Below are 22957 nucleotides of genomic sequence, written 5' to 3'. Positions count from 1 at the left end.
GTTTTAAAGATGAACCGAAAATTAAAATTTCCCATCTTAACGATTATAGCCAGAGTAAAGTTATAAAGTTAGGGTCTTTAGACCTTAAAAATAATAGAATAAGTCTGAGACTCTAATTAAAAAGTTTCTCAGCATCACGTAAAGCATCATCCAGACAGAAGACAACAACATTGTCATAAGGTTCTACCTGTGTATCCCCTTCTATCAGCATGGGTTCGCCATTACGTATCAAGCCTCCCAATGTCATATTGTTTGGCAAAGATAGACGCTTTATTTCTTTTTTGGTAATTGCTGAGTTGGGACGTGCAATAATCTCTGCAACATCAGCATTGGCAAATGTTAGAGATTTCACATTCGAAACGTCTGCACTCAATAAAACACGATATATATTACTGACTGTAATTAATTTTTTGTTGATGATAGAACCAATATCCAGATTTTCGGCCATAGATATGTAATCCATGTTTTCAACCTCGGCTACAGTTTTTCTCACACCAAACCTTTTCGCCGCCAGACAAGCCAGTATGTTTGCTTCGGAGTTTCCTGTTACGGCTATAAAAGCATCTGTGTCCTTGATACTTTCTTCTTGTAGAAATTCGGAATTACGACCGTCATCATGGAAGACCGTCACATTCTTGGGTAGTTTTTGCAACAACTGATAGCACTTGTTTTTGTCTGACTCAAGTAGCTTAATTTTCATGTCGCTGGGTAAATATTGGCAGGTGCGGATTGCTATCCGGCTTCCTCCCATTATCATTATATTTTTTACTTCGAAATTCTTTTTGCCTGTAATAGCGGGAATTTCGTCTATAAATTCTTTTGTTGTCGTGAAAAAGAGAATATCTCCCGATATTATCTGATCAGATCCTTTGGGGATAATCGTCCGATTGTTGCGTTTTATGGCTACAATGTGAAATTTCTTAGGATTTACAGATATTTCGTGCAGATATTTACCTACCAGTTCCGAGTTACTTCTGATTTTGGCACCCACCAAAATGATAGCACCACCAAATAATTCGACCCAAAGTCTTACCCACGGTCTTTTTATGGCTGATACAATTTCTTTGGCTGCCAACATCTCAGGATAAACCATCGAGTCGACACCTAAGCTCTCGAAAAACTCTTTGTTTTTGGGTAGTAAATACTCGAAGTTATCAATACGTGCAAACGTTTTTTTTGCACCCATCTTAGAGGCAAGCATGCAAGAGGTAATGTTGACAGATTCGTCGGGGGTTACACCGATAAACAAATCGGCCTCTTCAACTCCTACTTCCTTCAAATCTTTCAGAGAAGTAGATGATCCCTCCATCGTCATTATTTCGAAATGGCTTTTCGAGAAATTCAATTTCTCAATATCGGGATCCATTATGATAACATCCTGATTTTCTCCCGATAATAGCTTAGCCAAATGTGTTCCTACAGCACCTGCACCTGCGATAACTACTCTCATGGTATAGGGGTTTCAACTTTTGCGTTTGTCAGGACGTTTACAATGCGTTTCTTTATTCCCGCTACGTCTATTTCACATAGCTTGTTTAATTCGGCAATCGAACCGTGTGTTACAAATTCGTCAGGTAATCCGACACGTGTAACTTCTATGTTGTTAAAATTGTTCTCCGAAAAATGTTCAAGGATAGCCGATCCTAAACCACCTGCTATTACACCGTTTTCTACCGTCATCACTTTCGTAAATTTCGAAGCAACTTCGTTGAGCAGGTCTGTATCTATCGGCTTTAAAAATATGATATCATAATGAGCAATACTGTAGCCAAGAGTTTCGAGTTCTTTGATAGCTGCTGTAACCGTGTTTCCTATCGGGCCTATTGATATTATAGCCATATCGGAGCCGTCTTTCAACTTACGACCTTTACCTATGGGCAGAATCTTCATTTCACACTCCCAGTCTTTTAATTCACCCTGTCCTCTCGGATAGCGTATTACAAACGGTCCCTCATTGCCATACGTAGCCGTATACATTAAGTGGCGTAAATAATGTTCGTTATATGGCGATGCAATTATCAGATTAGGTATACAGCGCATATAAGCAAGGTCAAAAGCTCCGTGATGCGTAGGTCCGTCTTCACCAACTAGCCCAGCCCTGTCGAGGCAGAATATCACATGAAGTTTTTGTAATGCTATGTCGTGTATCACCTGATCATAAGCACGTTGCATGAACGATGAATATATATTGCAAAACGGAATCAATTCTTCCTTTGCCAAACCGCCTGCATAAGTAACAGCATGAGCTTCGGCAATACCTACATCAAAACTTCTTTCGGGAAATGCCTTCATCATAAAAGTCATAGAGCATCCCGATGGCATGGCAGGAGTAACACCTACTATGCGCGTATCTTTTTCGGCTAATTCAACAAGTGTATGACCAAAAACATTCTGATAAAGCTGAGGCTGGTCTTTTGCCTGATTGATAATTCTTTCACCGGTATCTTTATTGAACTTGCCGGGGGCATGCCATTCGGTAGCCGATTCTTCGGCAGGTTTATAACCCTTTCCTTTTATGGTATGTATATGAAGGAGTTTAGGACCTTTTAAGTCTTTAATGTTTTGAATAATACGGATTAAGCCTTTTAGATCATGTCCGTCTATAGGTCCGAAATACCTTATGTTGAGTCCTTCAAAAATATTCTGTTGCTTGGTGATTAGCGACTTCAAACTGTTGTTGAATCGAAGGATAAAGTTTTTGCCTTTCTCGGTAATAAGATTTTTTCTTTTGAACTTCTGATAAACGTCATTACGCATCCTGTTATAAGTTTGCGAAGTTGTCATTTTTACCAAATAATCTTTCAAGCCTCCTACATTGTCATCAATTGCCATGTCATTGTCATTGAGTACAATCAGTAAATCATTAGGCTGAGAACTTGCATTGTTCAGACCTTCGTAAGCCAGACCTCCCGTAAGTGATCCGTCACCGATAACAGCAACTACATGTTTGTTTTCGTGCTTCAAGCTTGATGCCACAGCCATTCCCAGTGCAGCCGATATCGAATTTGAAGCATGCCCTGCCGAGAAAGTGTCATATTCGCTTTCCTCCGGATTAGGGAATCCTGCCAATCCTCCAAACTTGCGGTTTGTGTGGAACTGGTCTCTGCGTCCCGTTAATATCTTGTGGCTATAAGCCTGATGGCCTACATCCCAAACGATACGGTCGAAAGGTGTATTGTATACATAGTGCAGAGCTACAGTAAGTTCTACTGTACCTAAGCTAGACCCAAAATGACCCGGATTTGCCGATAGTTGATCTATGATGAAAGTTCTAAGATCTTTGCAAAGAGTTTCCAGTTGGTCTAAAGTAAGACTTTTAAGGTCTTTCGGGTAGTCAATGCTTTGAAGCAATGATATATTGTTATTTTGGTTTTCGGACATATTAGTGAGTATAAATATTCGATCATTTCTTAAGAAACGAAAAATAGAGAGCAAAATTATAAAACAATTATATCTTATCCTATGTTTAGTGCGTAAAATAAAAAAGTATCAGTTACATAGCTTTATAAATAAACAATAAATAAAATTTATGAACTGTGGTATATTGCTGTATTAACAAAAATCAATTACTTTTGCAGATACCAGAGTTGGCGCGATAGTTCAATGGATAGAATAGAAGTTTCCTAAACTTTAGATCCGGGTTCGATTCCCGGTCGTGCTACTATTTTTTTATTTTCCTTTTATCTTAAACAATTTTAGGTCATTCTTTGTTTCTATTCCATAAGAACTTAAAATATTACAAAATGAAAAAATTAAGCTTAAGATTTCTGCTTATTCTATCTCTTGCATTATTAAATGTAGGTCTTGCGTCATCACAAGTCAGATTTGGTCTTCGTGGAGGTTTTGATGTTAGCAATAATCGTATTAACAAAGATATCTTAAATGCAAACAACCGCTTAGGATTTCAAGTCGGCGGAGTTGTCGAAGTAATGGCTCCTATTGTTGGATGGGGAGCGGAAGCCGCTGTACTTTACGGACACCAGAAATTTGATCTTAAAGATGACAATTATAATCTTACCAATTATAATTACCTTCGCGTTCCGGTGAGTTTGAAGAAGAAATTTAGTATAGTCGGTCTTTTCGGAGTCTTCATTATTGTGGGTCCGTATGCCGAATTTAGACTAAGTGGAGGCGATCTTGAATCGAAAGGAAGCGTAGTAGAACAATATAAATCGAAATCGTTTGGGATGGGATTCGATGCAGGAGCAGGAGTTGAACTTCTTAAACATCTTGAAATCGGTATGTATTATAGAAAGGCTTTGACTGAAAATTATTCGGGTGATGCCCCTAATCTTGGTGATGTCTTGAGAAAAAGACCTTCTAATTGGAGTGTGAACTTAACTTATTTCTTTTGACGCAACATCTTTATATTGATGTGATAGTTCCACTGCCCTTGTCGGGAGTGTTTACTTATAAGATACCCGATCTGCTTGCAGATCGGGTTATTGTTGGTAGTAGGGTTATTGTCCAATTTGGAAAGAAGAAATTCTACACAGCTATTGTGCATCAGATATATCAATCGGATGAAGAGAAAACGGGAATAAAGGAAATAATTTCAGTTTTAGATACCCACCCCATTGTTTTACCCGAGCAACTGCGTTTCTGGGAGTGGATTGCTTCTTATTATATGTGTACTTTGGGCGAGATATATAAAGCAGCTTTGCCCTCAGCCTTAAAGTTAGAAAGCGAAACGCTAGTCTTTTTAGATGCTTCTTTTGAGGCTAAAGAACCTTTTACTGCCAATGAAACAAAAGTGTTCGATGTTCTTTCCGATTCTAAACCCCTTCGTATTGCCGAAATTGAAAAATTAACCGGAATATCTAATGTAATTCCGTATATAAAAGCTCTTACGGATAAGGGGGCTGCCTATCTGAATGAAAATATACAAAATCGATATTTAGCAAAAACCGAAACATCGATAAGGCTCTCGAAAAATTACTCCGAAATCGAATTATCTAGTATTCTAGAAAATCTGAAAAGGGCTAAAAAGCAAGAACAGGCGCTGCTTTTGTTTTTGGATCTAAAAAATAAATCTGGAGATTTAGATGAGTTTTTCATTAGAAAAAAACAATTATTCGAGCAATGTGGTATTAGTCCGTCTGTGCTTGATGCACTTATCGAAAGAGGTGTTTTGGAGTCTTTTCAGAATGAAATCGGACGTTTCGATTATGGAGATGCAAATTTGCTCTCGTCTAATGCTTTGAGCCTTTTTCAGGAGAAAGCATACGATGAAATATATGCTCATTTCCAAGAAAAACAGGTTGTTTTACTTCATGGTGTAACTTCTTCGGGTAAAACCGAAATATATATTCAACTCATAAAAGATGCTATCGAAAAGGGCGAACGGGTTTTGTACCTTTTACCCGAAATAGCATTGACTACTCAAATAACCGAAAGGTTGAAATCGGTCTTCGGAAACAAACTGCTGGTGTATCATTCTCGCTTCAACGATAATGAGCGTGCCGAAACTTGGCAGTCGTTACTTCAAAAGGACGAATGTCAGGTAGTATTGGGGGCACGTTCGGCGGTATTCTTACCTTTCCGAGATCTTGGTTTGGTAATTGTTGATGAAGAACACGAAGCATCTTATAAGCAGCAAGATCCCGCTCCCCGTTATAATGCCCGCAATGCAGCTATAGTATTGGCAGGTATTTACGGTGCTAAAACTTTATTAGGAACGGCAACGCCTGCTATCGAAACATATTATAATGCTCTTTCGGGGAGATATGGTTTGGTGACACTTAGCAAGCGGCATTCGGAGATTGAGTTGCCCGAAATAGTTCCAATAAATACCAAAGACCTGAGAAAAAGAAAGCAGATGAAGTCCATTCTGTCTCCTCCTTTGATCGAGGAAATGAAGAATGTTTTAGGTCGGAATGAGCAAGTAATTTTATTTCAGAATCGCAGAGGATTTGCTCCTTTGCTCGAATGCAAAACCTGTTCTTGGACTCCAAAATGTTTACATTGCGATGTAACACTCACTTTTCATAAAGGGCAACGGGTAATGGTTTGTCATTATTGCGGTGCAGTTTATTCGATACCCACCGAATGTCCCGAATGTAAAACTCCTACTCTGGAAGTGCAAGGCTATGGAACAGAGCGAATCGAGGAGCTGGTGAATGAAGCAGTTCCTGAAGCAAATGTAGTTCGTATGGATTTGGATACAACCAGAAGTAAAAGATCGTATGAACGGATTATTGCTGATTTTGAAGTGAATAAAACCAATGTTTTGGTAGGAACGCAGATGGTTTCGAAAGGGTTGGACTTTGATAATGTGAGTGTAGTTGGTATTCTTAATGCTGACAGTATGCTTAATTATCCCGATTTCAGAGCACACGAACGGGCTTTTCAACTCATGATGCAGGTCAGCGGACGTGCAGGCCGTAGGCAGAAACGTGGTTTGGTATTATTGCAGACGGCACATCCCGGTCATCCTATTATCTCCTATATAAGAAACAACGATTATATTTCGTTCTACGAAACCCAAATAAATGAACGTCAACTGTTTCGATACCCACCTTTCTACAGATTGATCGAAATTGTAATCAGAGGCAGGGAAGAACGGGCTACAGAAGGTTTTGCTTTGGAATTTGCTCAGGTTCTTCGACAAACATTTCAAGAAAGGGTTTTAGGTCCTGTAAAACCCGGAATTTCGAGAGTTCAATCTCTTTATATACGTAAGATAGTACTGAAAATCGAAAATCAGGCTTCCCCCCAGAAAATTAGAGAATTGATTGAATTTTATCAAAAGCAAGTGATGATGAACTCTAAATTTAAATCGGTACTTTTGCATTACGATGTCGATCCGATGTAAGGTCATAGACTTTTTATTCCTTCGACAATTTAGTAACGATAGATAGTTCCGGTTATGAAAATGCAGTTATTAAGCCTAATAATTTCACTCCCTTTTTTTATTTTCTCCTGTCAGAATAAAGCAGAATCAAACAGGGGGGAATTACCTATTGAAGACTCCATTCAAGCAGATGCTATAATAGTTGAAGAAATAGAGGAGCAGGCACCTGCTAAATCTTCTATGGCTTTATATCTCGAAGAACAGGGTTTGGTAAATATTCATACTTTGGATTCAACTATTCATGTCGATTTAAAATATGCAACAACGGACAATTTTACGAAAGAAATATTGTATGATGATCTTACAGAGGCATATCTTCATCCTATCGCTGCCCAAAAACTGGCAAAGGCTCAGCAGTTATTGAAAGAAATTGATCCCGACTTGTCTTTATTGGTATATGATGCAGGCAGACCTATGTCTGTGCAGAAGAAAATGTATAAAGTAGTTCAAAATACACCTTATAGAGAATATGTTGCCGATCCGAGTAAAACGGGAATGCACAATTATGGTATGGCTGTCGATTTAACGATCTGCCGATCCGATGGAACAGCTTTGGATATGGGTACTTCTTTCGATTTCTTTGGCAAAGCAGCCGGAATTAATCAGGAGGAACAACTTTTAAACGAAGGTTTATTAACCCGAGAACAAATCAATAATCGAAAACTGCTTCGAAAGGTGATGACGGAAGCAGGATTTATTACCATACGTGGTGAATGGTGGCACTTTAATGCTATTTCGAGAAGTGAAGCAAAAAGAGATGTGAATGTTATAGAGTGAGAAAGGATTATATAATATAAAAAGTATGCCTAAAATAAAATGTCGTTGTTCTAATATAATTTCATTAGGGGAAATACCTTGCCCACATCAATATAATGTTATATCTGATGTTAAATACGATCATTTTCAGGGTTTAATAGACGCGGAGAGTCTATATCTAGAAATGTTTATTGCAATTAAATGCAATGTTTGTGAAAGAATTATCCTATATAAGGATGGCTTTGATAATGCCCCTGAGGTTTATAGTAAAGAATTATAAATTTTAGCTGGATTATAATAGTATCTTTATAAGAGGTAGGGAACCATAGCTGAAAAACACGAAATTTTTCTTAGATTTGTATTTGTAAAATGGATAACTCAAATGGATAATTATATAGTTTCGGCACGTAAATACAGACCATCGACATTCAAATCGGTAGTAGGGCAGCGTGCATTGACAACTACACTGAAAAATGCAATTGCCTCTAATAAACTGGCTCATGCTTACTTATTCTGCGGACCCCGTGGAGTAGGTAAAACTACCTGTGCCCGTATATTTGCAAAAACGATTAACTGTCTTTCTCCATTAGCTGATGGCGAAGCTTGCAATACGTGCGAATCGTGTGTTGCTTTTAACGATCAGCGCTCTTTTAATATTCATGAATTGGATGCAGCATCCAATAACTCGGTAGATGATATCCGATCGCTCATAGATCAGGTGCGTATACCCCCTCAAATAGGTAAATACAAAGTTTATATTATAGATGAGGTTCACATGTTATCTTCGGCAGCATTCAATGCTTTCCTGAAAACATTGGAAGAACCCCCTCACCATGCTATTTTTATTTTAGCAACTACCGAGAAGCATAAAATACTGCCAACTATTCTTTCTCGTTGTCAGATATACGACTTTAGCCGTATCAGCATAAGCGATACTGTAGAGCATCTGAAATATGTGGCTTCTCAAGAAGGCGTTAATGCAGAACTGGAAGCATTAAACGTTTTAGCGCAAAAATCGGATGGAGGTATGCGTGATGCACTTTCGATATTCGATCAGGTAGTTAGTTTTACCGGAGGAAATGTCACCTATAAAGCTGTTATCGATAATTTGAATGTACTTGATTATGAGTATTACTTCAAGTTAACCGAAGCAGTCCTTACCAATAATGTTATTGATAGCTTACTTATCTTAAACGATATTCTGAACAAAGGTTTCGATGGTCATAATGTTGTAACAGGTGTAGCTTCGCACTTTCGCGATCTATTGGTCTGTAAAGATCCACGTACTGCCGAATTATTCGAGGTAGGAGCATCCATCCGCGAACGATATGTAACCATGTCGCAAAGATGCTCTAATGAGTTTCTTTATCGGGCAATTGAGATAACAAACGAATGTGATTTAAATTATAGAGTAAGCAAGAATAAAAAACTTTTAGTCGAACTGACCCTCATCCGTCTGTGCCAGCTTTCGGGCAATCCACAATCTGTGGACGAAAAAAAAAAGTCATAATTGAACCTATCTTCTCTTCTCTAGAAGCGGCTGCAACTCCTGCACCTGCTACTCAAAGAGGAGCATCTCAGGTACCTTCTGCGGCGGCTCCTGCCGCTACACCCCGACCTAATCAACAGCCAAAACCAATACGAAATAATTCTATTGCCGGATTTGGTGTGTCTATATCTGCCCTGTCTCAACAGAAAACAGAGGAAGAGGTGGTAGAAGCAAAGCAAACAGAAATACTTACCGAAACATTTACTCCTTTACAACTTCTCCATGAATGGAAGGCTTATGCAGAATCTATTCCCGAGGAACATCACTTGAAAAATACAATGCTTAATTGTTTACCCGATCTTTTGAATCGAGATACATTTGAAGTTGTTGTAAATAACCCTGTGCAAGAACAGAGGTTGTTGGATAATGCGGTTAACATTATGCCATTCCTTCGTAAAAATCTGAAGAATACTCAGGTGCAAATGAAGGTACGGGTAACTGTCGAAAATGAGAAAAAGCTGGGCTTCACTTCATTAGAGAAGTTTAATCTGATGGTTGAACAAAACGAAAGTGTAAAAAGACTGAAGGATGAATTTGGTCTTGAATTGATGTAATTAAGAACAACGAAAAATATTTTGAATTTTTTTCTGATTTTGTTTGGAGTAAAAGAAAAAAGACATATCTTTGCATCGCATTTGAGAGAAAGTGCTACTCCTAAAAGGGGCGATTAGCTCAGTTGGTTCAGAGCATCTGGTTTACACCCAGAGGGTCGGGGGTTCGAATCCCTCATCGCCCACAAGATAACATCTACAAAGAAATTTGTGGATGTTTTTTTATGTACTAAAATGTAACGATTGGTAAACCCATGAAAGCTTACAATTTTGGCACAAGGATATAATATTGTATGAATACTGAAAAGCGAGAGTTTCCTTATCGGTAACTCTCGCTTTTTATGAAATATGATTGATACTTTTTATCGTTTCTCCTTAGAGAACGAATAAGGAGCATCGGAGTCGTTTATTCCTCTGCTTTTATTTGGTTTATCAGACATCTCGAAATTTATTGTCGCTCCATTTAAAAGGTCGGAGTGAGTCAGGTAATTCTTGGTATAATTCTTACCGTTCAATGTCATCGATTGAATATACCTGTTATTCTTATTGTTGTTATTAGATGTAATGATAACCTTTTTTCCGTTCTCCAGATTTAGAGTGACTTTTTTAAACAGCGGAGAGCCTAAAACATATTGATCCGAGCCGGGACAAACAGGATAAAACCCTAAAGCCGAAAATACATACCATGCTGAGGTTTGTCCGTTGTCTTCATCACCGCAATATCCATCAGGAGCAGATGTATATAATTTATCCATTACCTCACGGTTCCAATATTGAGCCTTCCAAGGTTCGCCTGCATAATTGTACATGTATATCATGTGCTGTGCCGGCTGATTACCATGAGCATATTGCCCCATATTCATCACCTGCATCTCGCGCATCTCGTGAATCATCGAGCGACTATCCATTCCAGCAGAACCGGGAATAATGAATACCGAATCGAGCATAGTTACGAATGCTTTCTTTCCACCCATCAAATCGATTAAGCCTTGAGGATCTTGAAATACAGACCAGCTGTAATGCCAGCTATTCCCCTCTGTAAAATCCCAACTCCAGTCAGTCGGTTTAAAAGTATCCGAGAATTTACCCGCTTCAGTCTTTCCGCTCATCAATTTATTTTTAGGGTTGAACAGATTCTTGTAGTTCATGGCACGCTCTCCATATATGGCTATTTCTGCCTCAGGTTTATTTAATGCTTTTCCCAGTTGATAAATTGTCCAGTCATCATACGAATATTCGAGCGAACGGGCTACATTCTGGCTTATTTTTACATCATTGGGTATATACCCCAATCGGTTGTAGTATTCATATCCGGTTCGTCCCGAAGCAGCCACCTTCGGGTGTACATTATTTGCCCCATGTTTAACAGCTTCCCAAAGGGTTTCTATGTCATATCCTCTCAATCCTTTGATATAAGCATCTGCTACAACCGATGCCGAATTATTTCCCACCATAATGCTTCTATGACCCGGACTTGCCCATTCGGGTAGAAATCCACTTTCTTTATAAGCATTTACAAGACCTTCCTGCATCTTTTGGTTCATAGAAGGATACATGAGATTAAGAAAGGGAAACAGGCATCGGAAAGTGTCCCAGAATCCGGTATCAGTAAACATATAACCGGGCAATACTTCACCGTTGTACGGACTGTAATGTATCACCTTTCCTTCTTTATTTATTTCCGACAAATTGCGAGGGAAAAGCACCGAGCGATAGAGGGATGAATAGAACGTACGAAGGTTGTCGATGTTATCATCCTCCACTTCAATTCTGCCTAATGTTTCGTTCCACACTTGTTTGCCCTTTGCCGTTAACTGGTCGAAGCTGTCTGTTCCGAGTTCTTTTAAGTTGAGTTCAGCCTGATCGTAACTGATAAATGAAGATGCTACACGTGCATGTATAATCTCTCCTTTTTTTGTCGAGAATCCAATGATTGCACCCGAGTGGTTCTTTTTGACTTCAGTTTCGTTCTTTTTAATTATACTGTCGCCTACGGCTGCATAATAAGTAAAAGGTTTATCAAAAGTGATCACAAAGTAGTTCTTGAAATTTTCGGGTACACCTCCACTGTTTCTCGTAGTATAACCGATAATCTTATTTTCGTTTGGAATAATTTTTACATACGAACCCCTGTCGAAAGCATCGATAACTACATACGAATCGTCCGTATCGGGAAAGGTAAATCGAAACATAGCCGCCCGTTCGGTAGGAGTAATTTCGGTAGTAACATCATGATCTGCAAGATATACTTTGTAATAATAAGGCTTTGCGACTTCTGCTTTGTGCGAAAACCAACTTGCACGTTCGTCCTGATCAAATACGGCTTTTCCTGTTGTGGGCATAATTGCAAATTGTCCGTAATCGTTCATCCATGGACTGGGCTGATGCGTTTGCTTAAAGCCCCTTATTTTGTCGGCAGTATAAACGTATGCCCAACCATCGCCCATTTTACCCGTTTGCGGAGTCCAGAAATTCATACCCCAAGGCATTGCGATAGCAGGGTAGGTGTTACCTGTCGATAATTCGTATTTAGATAATGTTCCCACCAATGTACTCACATAGTCCACCGGTGTGGGCTTTTGTGCACTTACGGTGCAGATTGTACTGATAATGGTTAATATCAGACATGTGATTTTCTTCATGATATTTTGTTTACTGGTTTATATTTCAAGGTTTGTCCCGGTTTTGAGAGCGATGGAGCTACAGAATCATCTGCCGTACCCCACGATGGGTTGGGTTTATTACCCAATACAAATTTTATCTCAGTACCGTTTTTGATAGTATCAAAGGTAATATATGTTTTATTATAAGGCTGTCCGTTGATGTACATAGCTTGAATATATACATTCTCTTTACTGTAATTTTCGGTGGTTACGGTTACTTTTTTGCCATTGCCCAATGTCATTTCGATAAATTCCAATCCCGGCGACCCGATAGCATATATATTACTCGACGGACAGGTAGGATAAAAACCCATACTATTGAAAATATACCATGCCGACATTTGCCCACAATCGTCATTACCACTCAATGCATCGGGTTTGTCTCCATAAAGGTTGTCTAGGATATAACGGACTTTCTCCTGAGCTTTCCACGGTTGTTTCAGATAATTGTAAAGATAGATAATCTGATGGCAAGGCTCGTTTCCATGCCAATAAGCACCTATTCTGCCTTGTATATCGTGTGCACCGGGTATATCATCAGGCAATTCCATCGTAAACATCGAATCTAAACGCTGAGTGAATAACTCTTTGCCCATTTCATTGATATAGCCTTGTACATCCTGAGGCACATACCATGTGTATTGGTAGGTAAACCCTTCGGTAATATCGCCCCATCCATGTACTGACCCCGGCCCTGTGTAGGCAATAGGTTCAAAAGGTGTACGCCAATTGCCTTGCGAATCTCTACCACGCATAAATTTAGTTTCGGGATCTATCAGATTTTGATACGATAAAGCTCTGTTGAGGAAATAATTATAATCGTCTTCTTTTCCTAATTTTTGAGCAGCCATAGCGATGCAATAATCGTCATAAGCATATTCCAGTGTTTTGGAAACCGATTCGGGTTCTTTATCGAATGGAACCCAACCCATGTTACGATATTCAGTTAGGCGATCATAGTTCGCATTCATGGCTGTAGTTTTCATCGCTTGAAAAGCACGTTCGTAATCGAATCCTTTTATATCTTTCACAATAGCATCAGAGATCACCGAAACGGCATGATAGCCGATCATACACCAAGTCTCATTACCATAAAATGACCAGATAGGAAGCATATGTTCCACACTTTGATCATAATGGGCAAGCATCGAATTAATCATATTGGCATTACGATCGGGGTGAATCAGATTCAACAACGGGTGATGTGCCCTGTATGTATCCCACAGCGAGAAAACAGTGTAATTGGTAAAATCTTTCGCGGGATGAATATTGGAGTCCAATCCCCTGTATTTACCGTCTATATCCTCAAAAACAAAAGGATGTAATGAGGCATGATAGACAGATGTATAAAACGTTCTCATCTGTTCTTCTGTTCCCTTTATCTTAAATCGTCCTAATTCTTTTGCCCATAGCAGTTCGCCTTCCTTTTTCAGGCTGTCAAAGTTCTGATTCTCTATTTCTTTTATATTGGCATAAGCTCCCGATGTTCCTGTGGATGAAACGGCTACTTTAACCTGTATCTCCTCATTCTCTTGGGTATCGAAATCAAACCAGCCTACAATTTTAGTACCGAATGCTATTCGATCGCTGCGAAAGCGTTTGGTATCGTATATAACAGGTTTTCCGTTTTGCATAATGCCCGATCGGGCGAATGGTTTAGAGAATTGTGCCACAAAATATACATAGCGTTCGGGGCCCCATCCGTTGACTAATTTAAATCCGCAGATGGTAGAATCGTTCTCTATTCTGAGTTGCGACCATGTTGTTTTAAACATTTGAACATGCTCCATATCTACCATAATGAAAGAACTGTCAGCCTTTGGAAACGTAAACTTAAAGATACCCGAATGCGTACCCGATGTCATTTCGGCTTTAACTCCATAATCCAACAAATCGACTCCGTAATAATTGGGTGATGCCCATTCTTTATCGTGACTGTATCGGGAGCGATACCCTTCATCGGGCTTTTCATGCGTTCCGGCTACAAATTGCTTAGTGCCTGTACCCGGAATGAATAGGAAGTCACCTAAATCGGGTATGCCTGTTCCGCTGAGATGGGTAAGGCTGAAACCCATTATAGTCGGGTGATTGTATTTATATCCTGATGCTGCATCGTAGTAATCGTTATCCGTATCGGGGCTTATCTGTATTCCCCCAAAAGGAATCTGAGAACCGGGGTATACATTCCCGAATCCCGATGTTCCGACAAAGGGGTTTACATAAGCGTTCAACGATAAATCGGCTTCTTGGTTATCATCTGCACTGCTGTTCTTTTGTTTGCAACTGCATAGGGCGGATAGGGTTAGAAGGCAGATTATATATCGGTTTAATTTATTCATAGTTTAGTGTTTTTGATTAAAGTATCATTTAGTTTTAGGGGCGAATTGCATTCGCCCGTCACACAAATATCGGGCGTATGCAATACGCCCCTAAAACGTTTCGTCTATTATTTTTGACTGAGAGAATAAGGTTTCTCATCTTCCGCAAAAGTTCTTTTTTTATTGGGTTGCGAAGTCATCTCGAAAACCAGTTCACCACCGTCTTTTATATCATCGTATGTGATGTATGCTTTGGTGTATGGCTTGCCGTTTAATTTTACCGATTTTACATAACGCATCTTATCACTGACTCCGTTTGCTTTTATTACCAGATTTTTATCAGGCGCTGTTTTTACTTTCAAATAGGGTAGGTAAGGAGCGCCTATGACATACTGATCCGATCCCGGACAAACGGGATAAAATCCCATCGCTGAAAATATATACCATGCTGACATCTGCCCGCAATCGTCATTTCCGCAAAGACCGTCGATGCTGTTTCGATACATACGATTCATAATTTCACGAATCCAGTATTGCGATTTCCAAGGCTGAGAAGTCCATGCATACAGATAAGGGATATGGTGACTCGGTTCATTGCCATGTACATAATTACCCATGATGCCTTCTCTGGTTACATCTTCGGTGTTTTCGAAAAATTCGTCGGGTAGGTGCATCGTGAAGAGTGAATCAAGTCTTTGAGTAAATACTTTTTCGCCGTGCATCTGTTCAATCAATCCTTTAACGTCCTGAGGTACATAAAACGAGTAATTCCACGAATTACCTTCTATAAACCCTTCACCATGTGTATTGAGTAAACTATAAGGGGCTTTCCAAGAACCATCGCTTTTTCGGGCACGTACAAATCCTATTTCAGGATCGAATACATTGCGGTAATTCATCGCCCTTTTCTTATAGGCTTCGGCTACCGAAGTGTTACCCATCTTAAGAGCGGTATTGTAGATTGTCCAGTCATCATAAGCATATTCAAGAGTGATGGATGATCCATTCGAGTTTTTATCGTAAGGCACATATCCCAGTTCGAGATATTCTTTAGTACCGTCATAATATGGTACATTCGAGCTGCTTATCATGGCTTCTAAGGCTCGTTTTTTATTGATGTCTATTCCTTTGGAAATAGCATCAGCCACTACCGAAACCGAATGATAACCTATCATACACCAACCTTCGTTACCCATAAGCGACCACACGGGTAATGCCTTATGCACACTTTGATCGTAATGGGCAAGCATCGAATTTACAATGTTTTTGCTTCTGTCTCTATTGATAATATTAAACAGAGGGTGCAATGCCCTGTATGTATCCCACACCGAAAATATAGTATAATTGGTAAAATCTTTAGCTTGATGAATGTTATGGTCTATACCCCTGTATTGTCCGTCAACATCCATATACACCGATGGATTTATCATCGTATGATACAACGATGTATAGAACATGGTCTTCTGATCTTTTGTACCTTCTATTTCGATAACATCCAGTTCTTTATTCCATTTATCATTGGCAATGGCTGCAATATCGTCAAACGATTTCCCTGCGGTCTCCGCTTGTAGATTCTGAATAGCTCCCAATGTGCTGACTGCTGATAGAGCTACTCTCATTTCTATGGTTGGGTTTGCATCTGTTACAAAATCGAAATAAGTAATTATTTTGCGTCCTCCTATTTCGGGGAAGTTATGTTGAAGATCGAATTTTCGCCAGAAGCCTACGTATTTGGGTTTTTCTTTGTCTTCATAGCCATACGATTTTATGGGTTCCGAAAACGTGATAGCAAAGTAGGTATAGTTTACCCTTGCCCATCCGTTTGTAATGCGGTATCCTGTTATCAGAGTATCATTTTCTACCCTTACATTTGCCCATAATACTTTGCCATCGTAATTATAGATACCTTGTGCCAGATCAATCAATATCTGTTTTTTCTCGTTTGCCGGAAAGGTATATTTATGTATACCTGTTCGTTCGGTGGCAGTTAGTTGTGCTTTTATTCCGTAATCGTCTAATTTCACTTCATAATATCCCGGACGGGCAACTTCTGTATCGTGCGAGAAGCGTGAACGATAACCCGAATCGGGATTATCAGCTGTACCCGGATTCAATTTTAATTGCCCCGTTACAGGCATTACCAGAATGTCGCCCAAATCGGAATGTCCTGTTCCGCTGAGGTGTGTATGACTAAATCCCACAATGGTTTTATCATCGTGCTGATAACCTGCACAATATTTGTAAGCATCGGCTACATATTTGCCGTTTATATTTTGGGGTATAGTATCGGTATCGGGGCTTAATTGTACGATACCATGCGGTACACAGGCTCCGGGAAAGGTGTGTCCCATTTTCAGAGTGCCGATCATCGGATTTACATACGATGTAAGCTCTTGACTGACTGCTGTTCCGCTAATTAAAAAAGTAGAGAAGAGAATAGTAAGTATTCTTAATTTCATATCTATAGTATTTTATTTTCCGGTAAGTTGGGATAGGTTTATCCATCAAAACAATAAAAAGGATGATTCCTTAATTATCAATCAGAAATTTTTGATATTCTGCCCATAAACTATCTGTCGTAACGTTTTTGCCTAATACATGCTGCATGGCTTTGTCGAAACTCCACGGAATAATTTCGAGAGTGGAGCGATTAAATTTACGTAAAAAATCGGGGTCTTTGCAGGTTAACCATTCAAGAAAATAGCCTGTTTTTCGATATCCGTCCATCCAGTTTCCACCGGGTTTGCGATCACTCACAGGGAAGAATCCGTTGTGGAATCTTACAGCATCAGCCATTCCTTCGATAAATACCCAAAATTCTGTTCCTTGTTGATACCCTCCAATACCTTGTGGTTCTAATTGATAAGCATGGGTTAATTCGTGATACAATACACCTCGTGTTTCATATAGCACTTTATCGTCACCTTCGGAGGATTCTGATTTTTCGACCCATTGCGAACTGTAAAAGATATTCACAACAGGAGGCTGTCCGCCTTTTGCCGATATGCCCTCTATATCTTCGAGTGTATATTTTATAGCTTTTACGTTCGGGATTGAGTCGGATGTTGACCAATATAATGTTTGTACCACCCATAGCGCATGTTGTTGAATAAACGCTTTCGGGTTGGGTACTATACGATTGTAAATTTTAGACCCCTGTGTTCCTTTTGCCTTATCCAGAAAATGGATCGTGGGATATCGGAAATTTTTCCAATCGGGTGTTTCCCATTTCTGTGCCATTGCCAATAACGATAGTACTGCTAACATTACCGTTGCGATTGTCTTTTTCATATTGTATATATCAAGTAAAAGTTAGAATTCAATGTCATAATTTATTGTAATTGTTGTACCTCCTAAAATAGCGAAAAAGGTCTCAGACCTTAAGTATTACTGCTTTTCGATATCGAAAAGCAGTAATATCAGGAATTTACAGATCCTGTAATTGATTGATAAATAAGAATCTGTAGTTTAGTAAAGTTGTGTTATTCAGAAGCGTATCCTGGATTTTGAATCAGGTTAACGTTGGTTGATAATTGGTTGTAAGGAATTGGAAATATTTCAACATTTTTATTGTCGGTTGGGGTATGATCCCACCAGGCTGTTGAGGTAAATTTGCCGAATCGGATTAAATCCGTTCTGCGTTTGCCCTCAAATATAAATTCACGTCCCCTCTCTTCAATCAATTCATCTAATGTAAGGGTCGATGTTGTATATTTATTGCTGTTCCAGTCGGCATCGGAAAAAGCTCTGATGCGACATGCATTTATTAAATCGACAGCTTCCTGTGTGGCATTTCCTCCATTTTTACGCATCAGGGCTTCGGCTTTGAAATAATTAATTTCGGTAAGGCGATACAATACCCAGTCGTTGCTCCAATAATGGGGGTCGGACGATGGTCCCGGTTTGTATTTATTAAAGCGAGCACCACTGTTTTCTTCACCATCGTACATCGTCGACTGTGTTTTACCTTCGCTGGCTCTGTATATGTAATTTACAAATGTAAGTTGCTGACCGCTATATTCTTCTGTTCCCAAAACCGGCTTTGTTGGATCATCGAAATAAAATTGAGGACCGATGAGCATCCATTGAGATTTTCTCAAGTCGTTATCAGCAAATTTATCATAGGCTGAAGGAATTACGACTGCACCGTTGTTTCCGTTTGAAAGACCTCCATAGATATATTTTTGAGCAAAATGATAAAAGTCGCCATTCCAACCGCATTTGTTGGGTGAACTTTGGTAATCATAAGTCAAAACAAACAGATTTTCTTTCGAACTGGTTGTGTTGGTATTGCTGAAGGTTGTTATTAAGTCGGAGTCTAAGCCTAAAGTTCCGATTTGTGAACCCGCTTTGTTTTGCATAATGTAGTCGCAGGCTTTGATACAATCGTCCCAACGGGCACTTCCTGTCCATACTTCGGCATTCAGATAAAGCTCGGCTAACATGGCATATCCCGCAGCACGAGTTGCCCGTCCTACATTTTTGCTCGAAAGTAAGGGTAGGTTATCTATATTTTCGAGTAATTCGGTTTCTATAAACTTAAATACTTCCGCACGGGGCATATTAGAGGGGCTTACAGGTGTTCCTACTTCGGTTACTACCGGAATATTGCCAAATAAATCCATTAATTTAAGATAGTGATATGCACGAAGTACTTTCATCTCAGCCACAAATTCGTCTTTCTCCTGTTGGGTAATTCCCATTTGTGCAGCATCACGTTTTGCTATATTATTGGCAGCATCGCTACAATATCCCATACCCGAATACATTAAGTTCCAGGAGTTGGTTATGGTGCTTTCTCTAATGTGCCATGTGTGATAATGTAATCTGATCCAGTCGCCTCCATCATATCCGTGACGTCCTTTGGTCGTCCAGGCAATCTGATCTGCTGCATATTCGTTCAGACGCCAGTAACTGTTCTGTTGTGTGGGTGCTATCCATGCTCTTGCATGTGTATAGGGTCTTAATATGGCAGAAATCACTTCATCTTTATTGTTGTAATAGTTATCGGAACCAATCTTACTGTATAATTTTTCGTCCAGATCGGTACACGATCCGCCGGTGAGCAGTAGAGCAAATGCTACTAGCAGGTATGAGAATATATTATATTTTTTCATCTTATGTCTTTCTTTTCAGGTCTAAGACCTATTTGTTACTTTGATATGTAAATACTCATCTATTCTTTAAAAGGTCATATTAAGCCCCAATGTGAAACTGCGTGTTACAGGATAGCGATCGGGTTTATCAAGTCCTGTATTTATACCGGTGTCTCTTACCTCCGGATCCAGACCAGAGTAACCTGTCATTGTTAAGAGATCCCTGCCTGTGAAATAGACTCTGAAGCGAGGTATTTTTTTATTTCCTGATTTATTGATGAAGTTATAGCCGATAGTAATGTTATCGATTTTCACGAAATCACCTTTTTCGAGGTAATAATCAGAATATTGATAAGTGTCATTCAAGTCGGCGTGTGTTGTGATTGCCCTTTTCAGAATATTGTCAGGCAAAGCTACCCTATTGCCAAATTGCATATCGGTGATATTTAAAACATCGAATCCGAATTTACCTCTCAGTACAATGCTCAGGTCAAATTCTTTGTATTTGAAATAGTGTGACATGCCCAGATAGAATTTAGGAACACCGTTACCTATTACTCCCATATCTCCGTCATTTATTTGATCGGCAAGTACCTTCTCTCCATCTTTGTTATAGAATAACCATTTACCCGCTTCGTTAAATCCTGCAAAACGTTTTCCGTAAAAATTACCCATTCTCTCTCCCGGATATACACGGATGGCTTTTCCCAGATCGCCCATGCCTCCTATATCTCCGTCCAGAATATACGGTTGTTCGTAAAGGTCGTTAGAAAGGCTTTTCAGTGTATTATCGGTATAACTGGCGGCAAGGTCGGCTTTCCACATAAATTCTTTTCCCGATACAGGTATTGTATTTAAAGTAAGCTCAACACCTTTACTTGCGATATCTCCGACATTAATAAAAATATCGCTGAAAATGTAAGGAGGTTGTTGTGTACCGTATTTTCCTAACAAATCTTTTGTAGTACGTTTATATAAATCTATCGATCCACCGATTCGGTTTTTCAGGAATCCAAAATCAAACCCAAGATTCCATTCCTGTTTCATTTCCCATTTTAAGTTTGGATTCGGGTTGGTTGAAGGTCCGTAAGTTTGAACCCAACGTCCATCGGGACTTAGATAAAAGCCACCTGTTCCCATTGTTATTATGGATTGATAGCGATCGATTCCAGAATTTCCCGTAACACCATACCCTAATCTTATTTTGAGTAAGCTTAAATAGTTTACACCTTTCATAAATTCTTCATTAGAAGCATTCCATGCTACTGAATACGATGGAAAGTTACCCCACTTGTGGTTTGCTCCAAATTTGGTAGATCCTTCGTGGCGAAGCGATATCTGGGCTACGTATCTGCTGTCATAGGCATAGTTTACACGCCCAAAAAATGCAATCAGTTTATCTTCCTGTTTTTCACTTTCCATTTTTGCTTTTCCCGCAGCCAGCCAGCTTCCTGCACCCATATCATTGTCTTGGGTAACATCATTCAGAAAACCTTTGTTTTCCATTTTGGTTCTTTCCCATAATGTATATTGAAAACTATATCCTCCAACAGCATTTAAGCTATGTTTGCTATTGAAAAGTTTCGAATATTCGACGGTAGGTTCTACTGCTCCTTTTATTTCCTGTTCCGATTCTTTTTTTGCAAAGCCGAGTCCTTCATGCGATTGTTTTGACTCCCATGAATTTACGTTTATGTATTCGCTTTCCAGCCAGTTGTCTCTTTGTAAACTACCGAACACCGAGAAGATCAAATCTTTCACCGGCTCTAGTCCCAGTTTACCACTGACCATTGTATTTTGTCCGTCTCTTTTTAATCGGTGTGCATTCATTCTGTTAATCGGATTTACCCTTTGCTCCACTTCATCATGTAATCCTAATGTGGGGTTCATAGTGGTAGCAGCTTGCCATAATCCTTCCGAATCTCCGAGTCGGTTTCTATAATCGTGATTAATCGCTAAATTAATTTGGCCTGTAAGCATGTTGTCGTATCCTCTGGCATGTAACGACATACGTCCTCCGTAATTCTTGCGGTCGTTCTGTAGACCAATACCGTCAAAATCGTTGTAAAACAAGGATGCTCTGTATGTTGCAGCATCATTACCTCCGGTTATTGCCAGATTGTGTGTATGTGTCAAATTATCTTTATCGGCTAGAGCCTGATAAAAATCGGTAGAAGAACCATAATCAACCATTTGCCCGGCTTTCGGATTGTTGGGATCATTTCTAAGGTCTCTGTATTCATTGGCGGTAAGCACTCTGGGGGTTCTTGCCAGATAATGCTTGGTGATGAATGTCGAATATTCGAAATGTAGATCTCCTTTTTTCCCCGATTTTGTAGTGATAAGTATTACACCTGCATTGGCACGGCTACCATAGATGGCGGCTGCCGATCCGTCTTTCAGAATTTCCATCGATTCGATATCGTCGGGCTGAATCAAATCGAGATTCCCGTCAGGTATTCCATCTATTACAATCAGCGGCGACTGGCTTCCCGAGAGAGAGGTTACACCCCTTAACTGAAAGGCTGCACTGCTGTTTGGATTTACTCCGCTTGTACGGGTTACATTTAATCCGGCAATTTTACCTTCGAGCAATGACATAGGGTCTCTGGCTCCACCGTAGTTAAAATCGTCGGGTTTAATAGATACGACGGCGGTTGCTATTTCCGATTTTTTCAGTGAGCCATAACCTACCACAACAATTTCATCCAATTGCTGTGTATTTTCCTGTAATGTTATATTTAATGATGATTTACCATTGAGGGCAACTTCCTGCGTATTGTATCCTATAAATGAAAATGTGAGTGTAAGGTTTGAGTTTGGTACATTTAAAGAATATTTACCGTTCTCGTCCGAATAAGTTCCAATTGTTGTCCCTTTTACTGCAACTACAACTCCGGGCAGAGGTTCACCTTGTTGATCTTTTATTAGACCGGTTACAGTTTTTCCGTTTTGTTGAACTTCTTTATATTCGGCTGACGCAAAAGAGGGTAAGTAGAATATAAACAGAAGTAATAATAAGTGAAAAATCCGCGAGAGATGGTTCGTCTTGAATTCATCCGGTGTTTTAGGCATAGATTTTTGTTTCATAATAATTTAATTTACGGTAATTATCAATTGTGTTAACACTGAGAGGGATTTATAATGCGACTACGGTTAGTTTTCACAACA

The 22957-nt window shown here is 39.4% G+C and carries 11 protein-coding genes, 2 tRNA genes and 1 pseudogene; 6 read left to right on the top strand and 8 right to left on the bottom strand.

From position 1 onward, the window contains the following. Positions 1-112: 112 nt before the first annotated feature. Positions 113-1450 (bottom strand): Trk system potassium transporter TrkA, encoded by a 1338-nt coding sequence (gene trkA, locus G7051_RS06460; RefSeq protein WP_166199106.1) that lies wholly within the window; start codon positions 1448-1450, stop codon positions 113-115. Further along, positions 1447-3381 carry a 1-deoxy-D-xylulose-5-phosphate synthase gene (gene dxs / locus G7051_RS06455; RefSeq protein WP_166199105.1) on the bottom strand — a complete coding sequence of 645 codons (1935 nt, stop codon included), beginning with the start codon at positions 3379-3381 and terminating at the stop codon, positions 1447-1449. The genes trkA and dxs overlap by 4 nt, the downstream gene beginning before the upstream one ends. 208 nt (positions 3382-3589) lie before the next feature. On the opposite strand from dxs, the gene G7051_RS06450 reads away from it, so the two are divergent. The 6 genes and pseudogenes from G7051_RS06450 to G7051_RS06425 all read left to right on the top strand — a co-directional run bounded on the left by G7051_RS06450 (position 3590) and on the right by G7051_RS06425 (position 9894). Then, positions 3590-3661: transfer RNA gene (locus G7051_RS06450), tRNA-Arg, on the top strand. An 82-nt stretch (positions 3662-3743) separates the two neighbouring features. Further along, positions 3744-4355, top strand: a complete 612-nt coding sequence (locus G7051_RS06445; protein ID WP_166199104.1) for a porin family protein — start codon at positions 3744-3746, stop codon at positions 4353-4355. Beyond that, on the top strand, positions 4352-6814 hold the full coding sequence (gene priA, locus G7051_RS06440) for a primosomal protein N' (protein WP_255493336.1): 2463 nt from the start codon (positions 4352-4354) through the stop codon (positions 6812-6814). Before G7051_RS06445 ends, priA begins: the two co-directional genes overlap by 4 nt. Before the next feature lie 54 nt (positions 6815-6868). After that, complete coding sequence (locus tag G7051_RS06435) at positions 6869-7630, top strand: M15 family metallopeptidase (RefSeq protein WP_255493335.1); 762 nt, start codon at positions 6869-6871, stop codon at positions 7628-7630. A gap of 361 nt (positions 7631-7991) precedes the next feature. Next, positions 7992-9712: pseudogene (locus tag G7051_RS06430) on the top strand (DNA polymerase III subunit gamma/tau). Between the two features lie 107 nt (positions 9713-9819). After that, positions 9820-9894, top strand: a tRNA-Val gene (locus tag G7051_RS06425). Positions 9895-10071: 177 nt separating this feature from the next. On the opposite strand, the gene G7051_RS06420 is transcribed toward G7051_RS06425, so the two are convergent. From G7051_RS06420 to G7051_RS06395, 6 genes are all read right to left on the bottom strand, one after another. Continuing rightward, on the bottom strand, positions 10072-12351 hold the full coding sequence (locus G7051_RS06420) for a GH92 family glycosyl hydrolase (RefSeq protein WP_166199102.1): 2280 nt from the start codon (positions 12349-12351) through the stop codon (positions 10072-10074). After that, positions 12348-14711, bottom strand: a complete 2364-nt coding sequence (locus tag G7051_RS06415) for a GH92 family glycosyl hydrolase (RefSeq protein WP_166199101.1) — start codon at positions 14709-14711, stop codon at positions 12348-12350. The genes G7051_RS06420 and G7051_RS06415 overlap by 4 nt, the downstream gene beginning before the upstream one ends. A gap of 107 nt (positions 14712-14818) precedes the next feature. Beyond that, positions 14819-17149 (bottom strand): GH92 family glycosyl hydrolase, encoded by a 2331-nt coding sequence (locus G7051_RS06410; RefSeq protein ID WP_166199100.1) that lies wholly within the window; start codon positions 17147-17149, stop codon positions 14819-14821. Positions 17150-17219: 70 nt separating this feature from the next. Further along, complete coding sequence (locus tag G7051_RS06405) at positions 17220-17981, bottom strand: basic secretory protein-like protein (protein ID WP_166199099.1); 762 nt, start codon at positions 17979-17981, stop codon at positions 17220-17222. A 191-nt stretch (positions 17982-18172) separates the two neighbouring features. Beyond that, a complete protein-coding gene (locus tag G7051_RS06400) occupies positions 18173-19807 on the bottom strand; it encodes a RagB/SusD family nutrient uptake outer membrane protein (RefSeq protein ID WP_166199098.1) in 1635 nt (544 codons plus the stop codon). A 66-nt stretch (positions 19808-19873) separates the two neighbouring features. Then, positions 19874-22876, bottom strand: a complete 3003-nt coding sequence (locus G7051_RS06395; protein ID WP_166199097.1) for a SusC/RagA family TonB-linked outer membrane protein — start codon at positions 22874-22876, stop codon at positions 19874-19876. Positions 22877-22957: the final 81 nt, after the last annotated feature.

The organism is Dysgonomonas sp. HDW5B, assembly GCF_011299335.1.
Taxonomy (GTDB): Bacteria; Bacteroidota; Bacteroidia; order Bacteroidales; family Dysgonomonadaceae; genus Dysgonomonas_A.
This window is presented reverse-complemented; position numbering and strand designations above follow the sequence as displayed.

Excerpts from the sequence above, each read along its gene's own strand:
- G7051_RS06400 (WP_166199098.1), bottom strand. The coding sequence starts at position 19,807 with ATGAAAAAATATAATATATTCTCATACCTGCTAGTAGCATTTGCTCTA.
- G7051_RS06445 (WP_166199104.1), top strand. The coding sequence starts at position 3,744 with ATGAAAAAATTAAGCTTAAGATTTCTGCTTATTCTATCTCTTGCATTA.
- G7051_RS06435 (WP_255493335.1), top strand. The coding sequence starts at position 6,869 with ATGAAAATGCAGTTATTAAGCCTAATAATTTCACTCCCTTTTTTTATT.
- G7051_RS06395 (WP_166199097.1), bottom strand. The coding sequence starts at position 22,876 with ATGAAACAAAAATCTATGCCTAAAACACCGGATGAATTCAAGACGAAC.
- G7051_RS06420 (WP_166199102.1), bottom strand. The coding sequence starts at position 12,351 with ATGAAGAAAATCACATGTCTGATATTAACCATTATCAGTACAATCTGC.
- G7051_RS06415 (WP_166199101.1), bottom strand. The coding sequence starts at position 14,711 with ATGAATAAATTAAACCGATATATAATCTGCCTTCTAACCCTATCCGCC.
- trkA (WP_166199106.1), bottom strand. The coding sequence starts at position 1,450 with ATGAGAGTAGTTATCGCAGGTGCAGGTGCTGTAGGAACACATTTGGCT.
- G7051_RS06405 (WP_166199099.1), bottom strand. The coding sequence starts at position 17,981 with ATGAAAAAGACAATCGCAACGGTAATGTTAGCAGTACTATCGTTATTG.
- G7051_RS06410 (WP_166199100.1), bottom strand. The coding sequence starts at position 17,149 with ATGAAATTAAGAATACTTACTATTCTCTTCTCTACTTTTTTAATTAGC.
- dxs (WP_166199105.1), bottom strand. The coding sequence starts at position 3,381 with ATGTCCGAAAACCAAAATAACAATATATCATTGCTTCAAAGCATTGAC.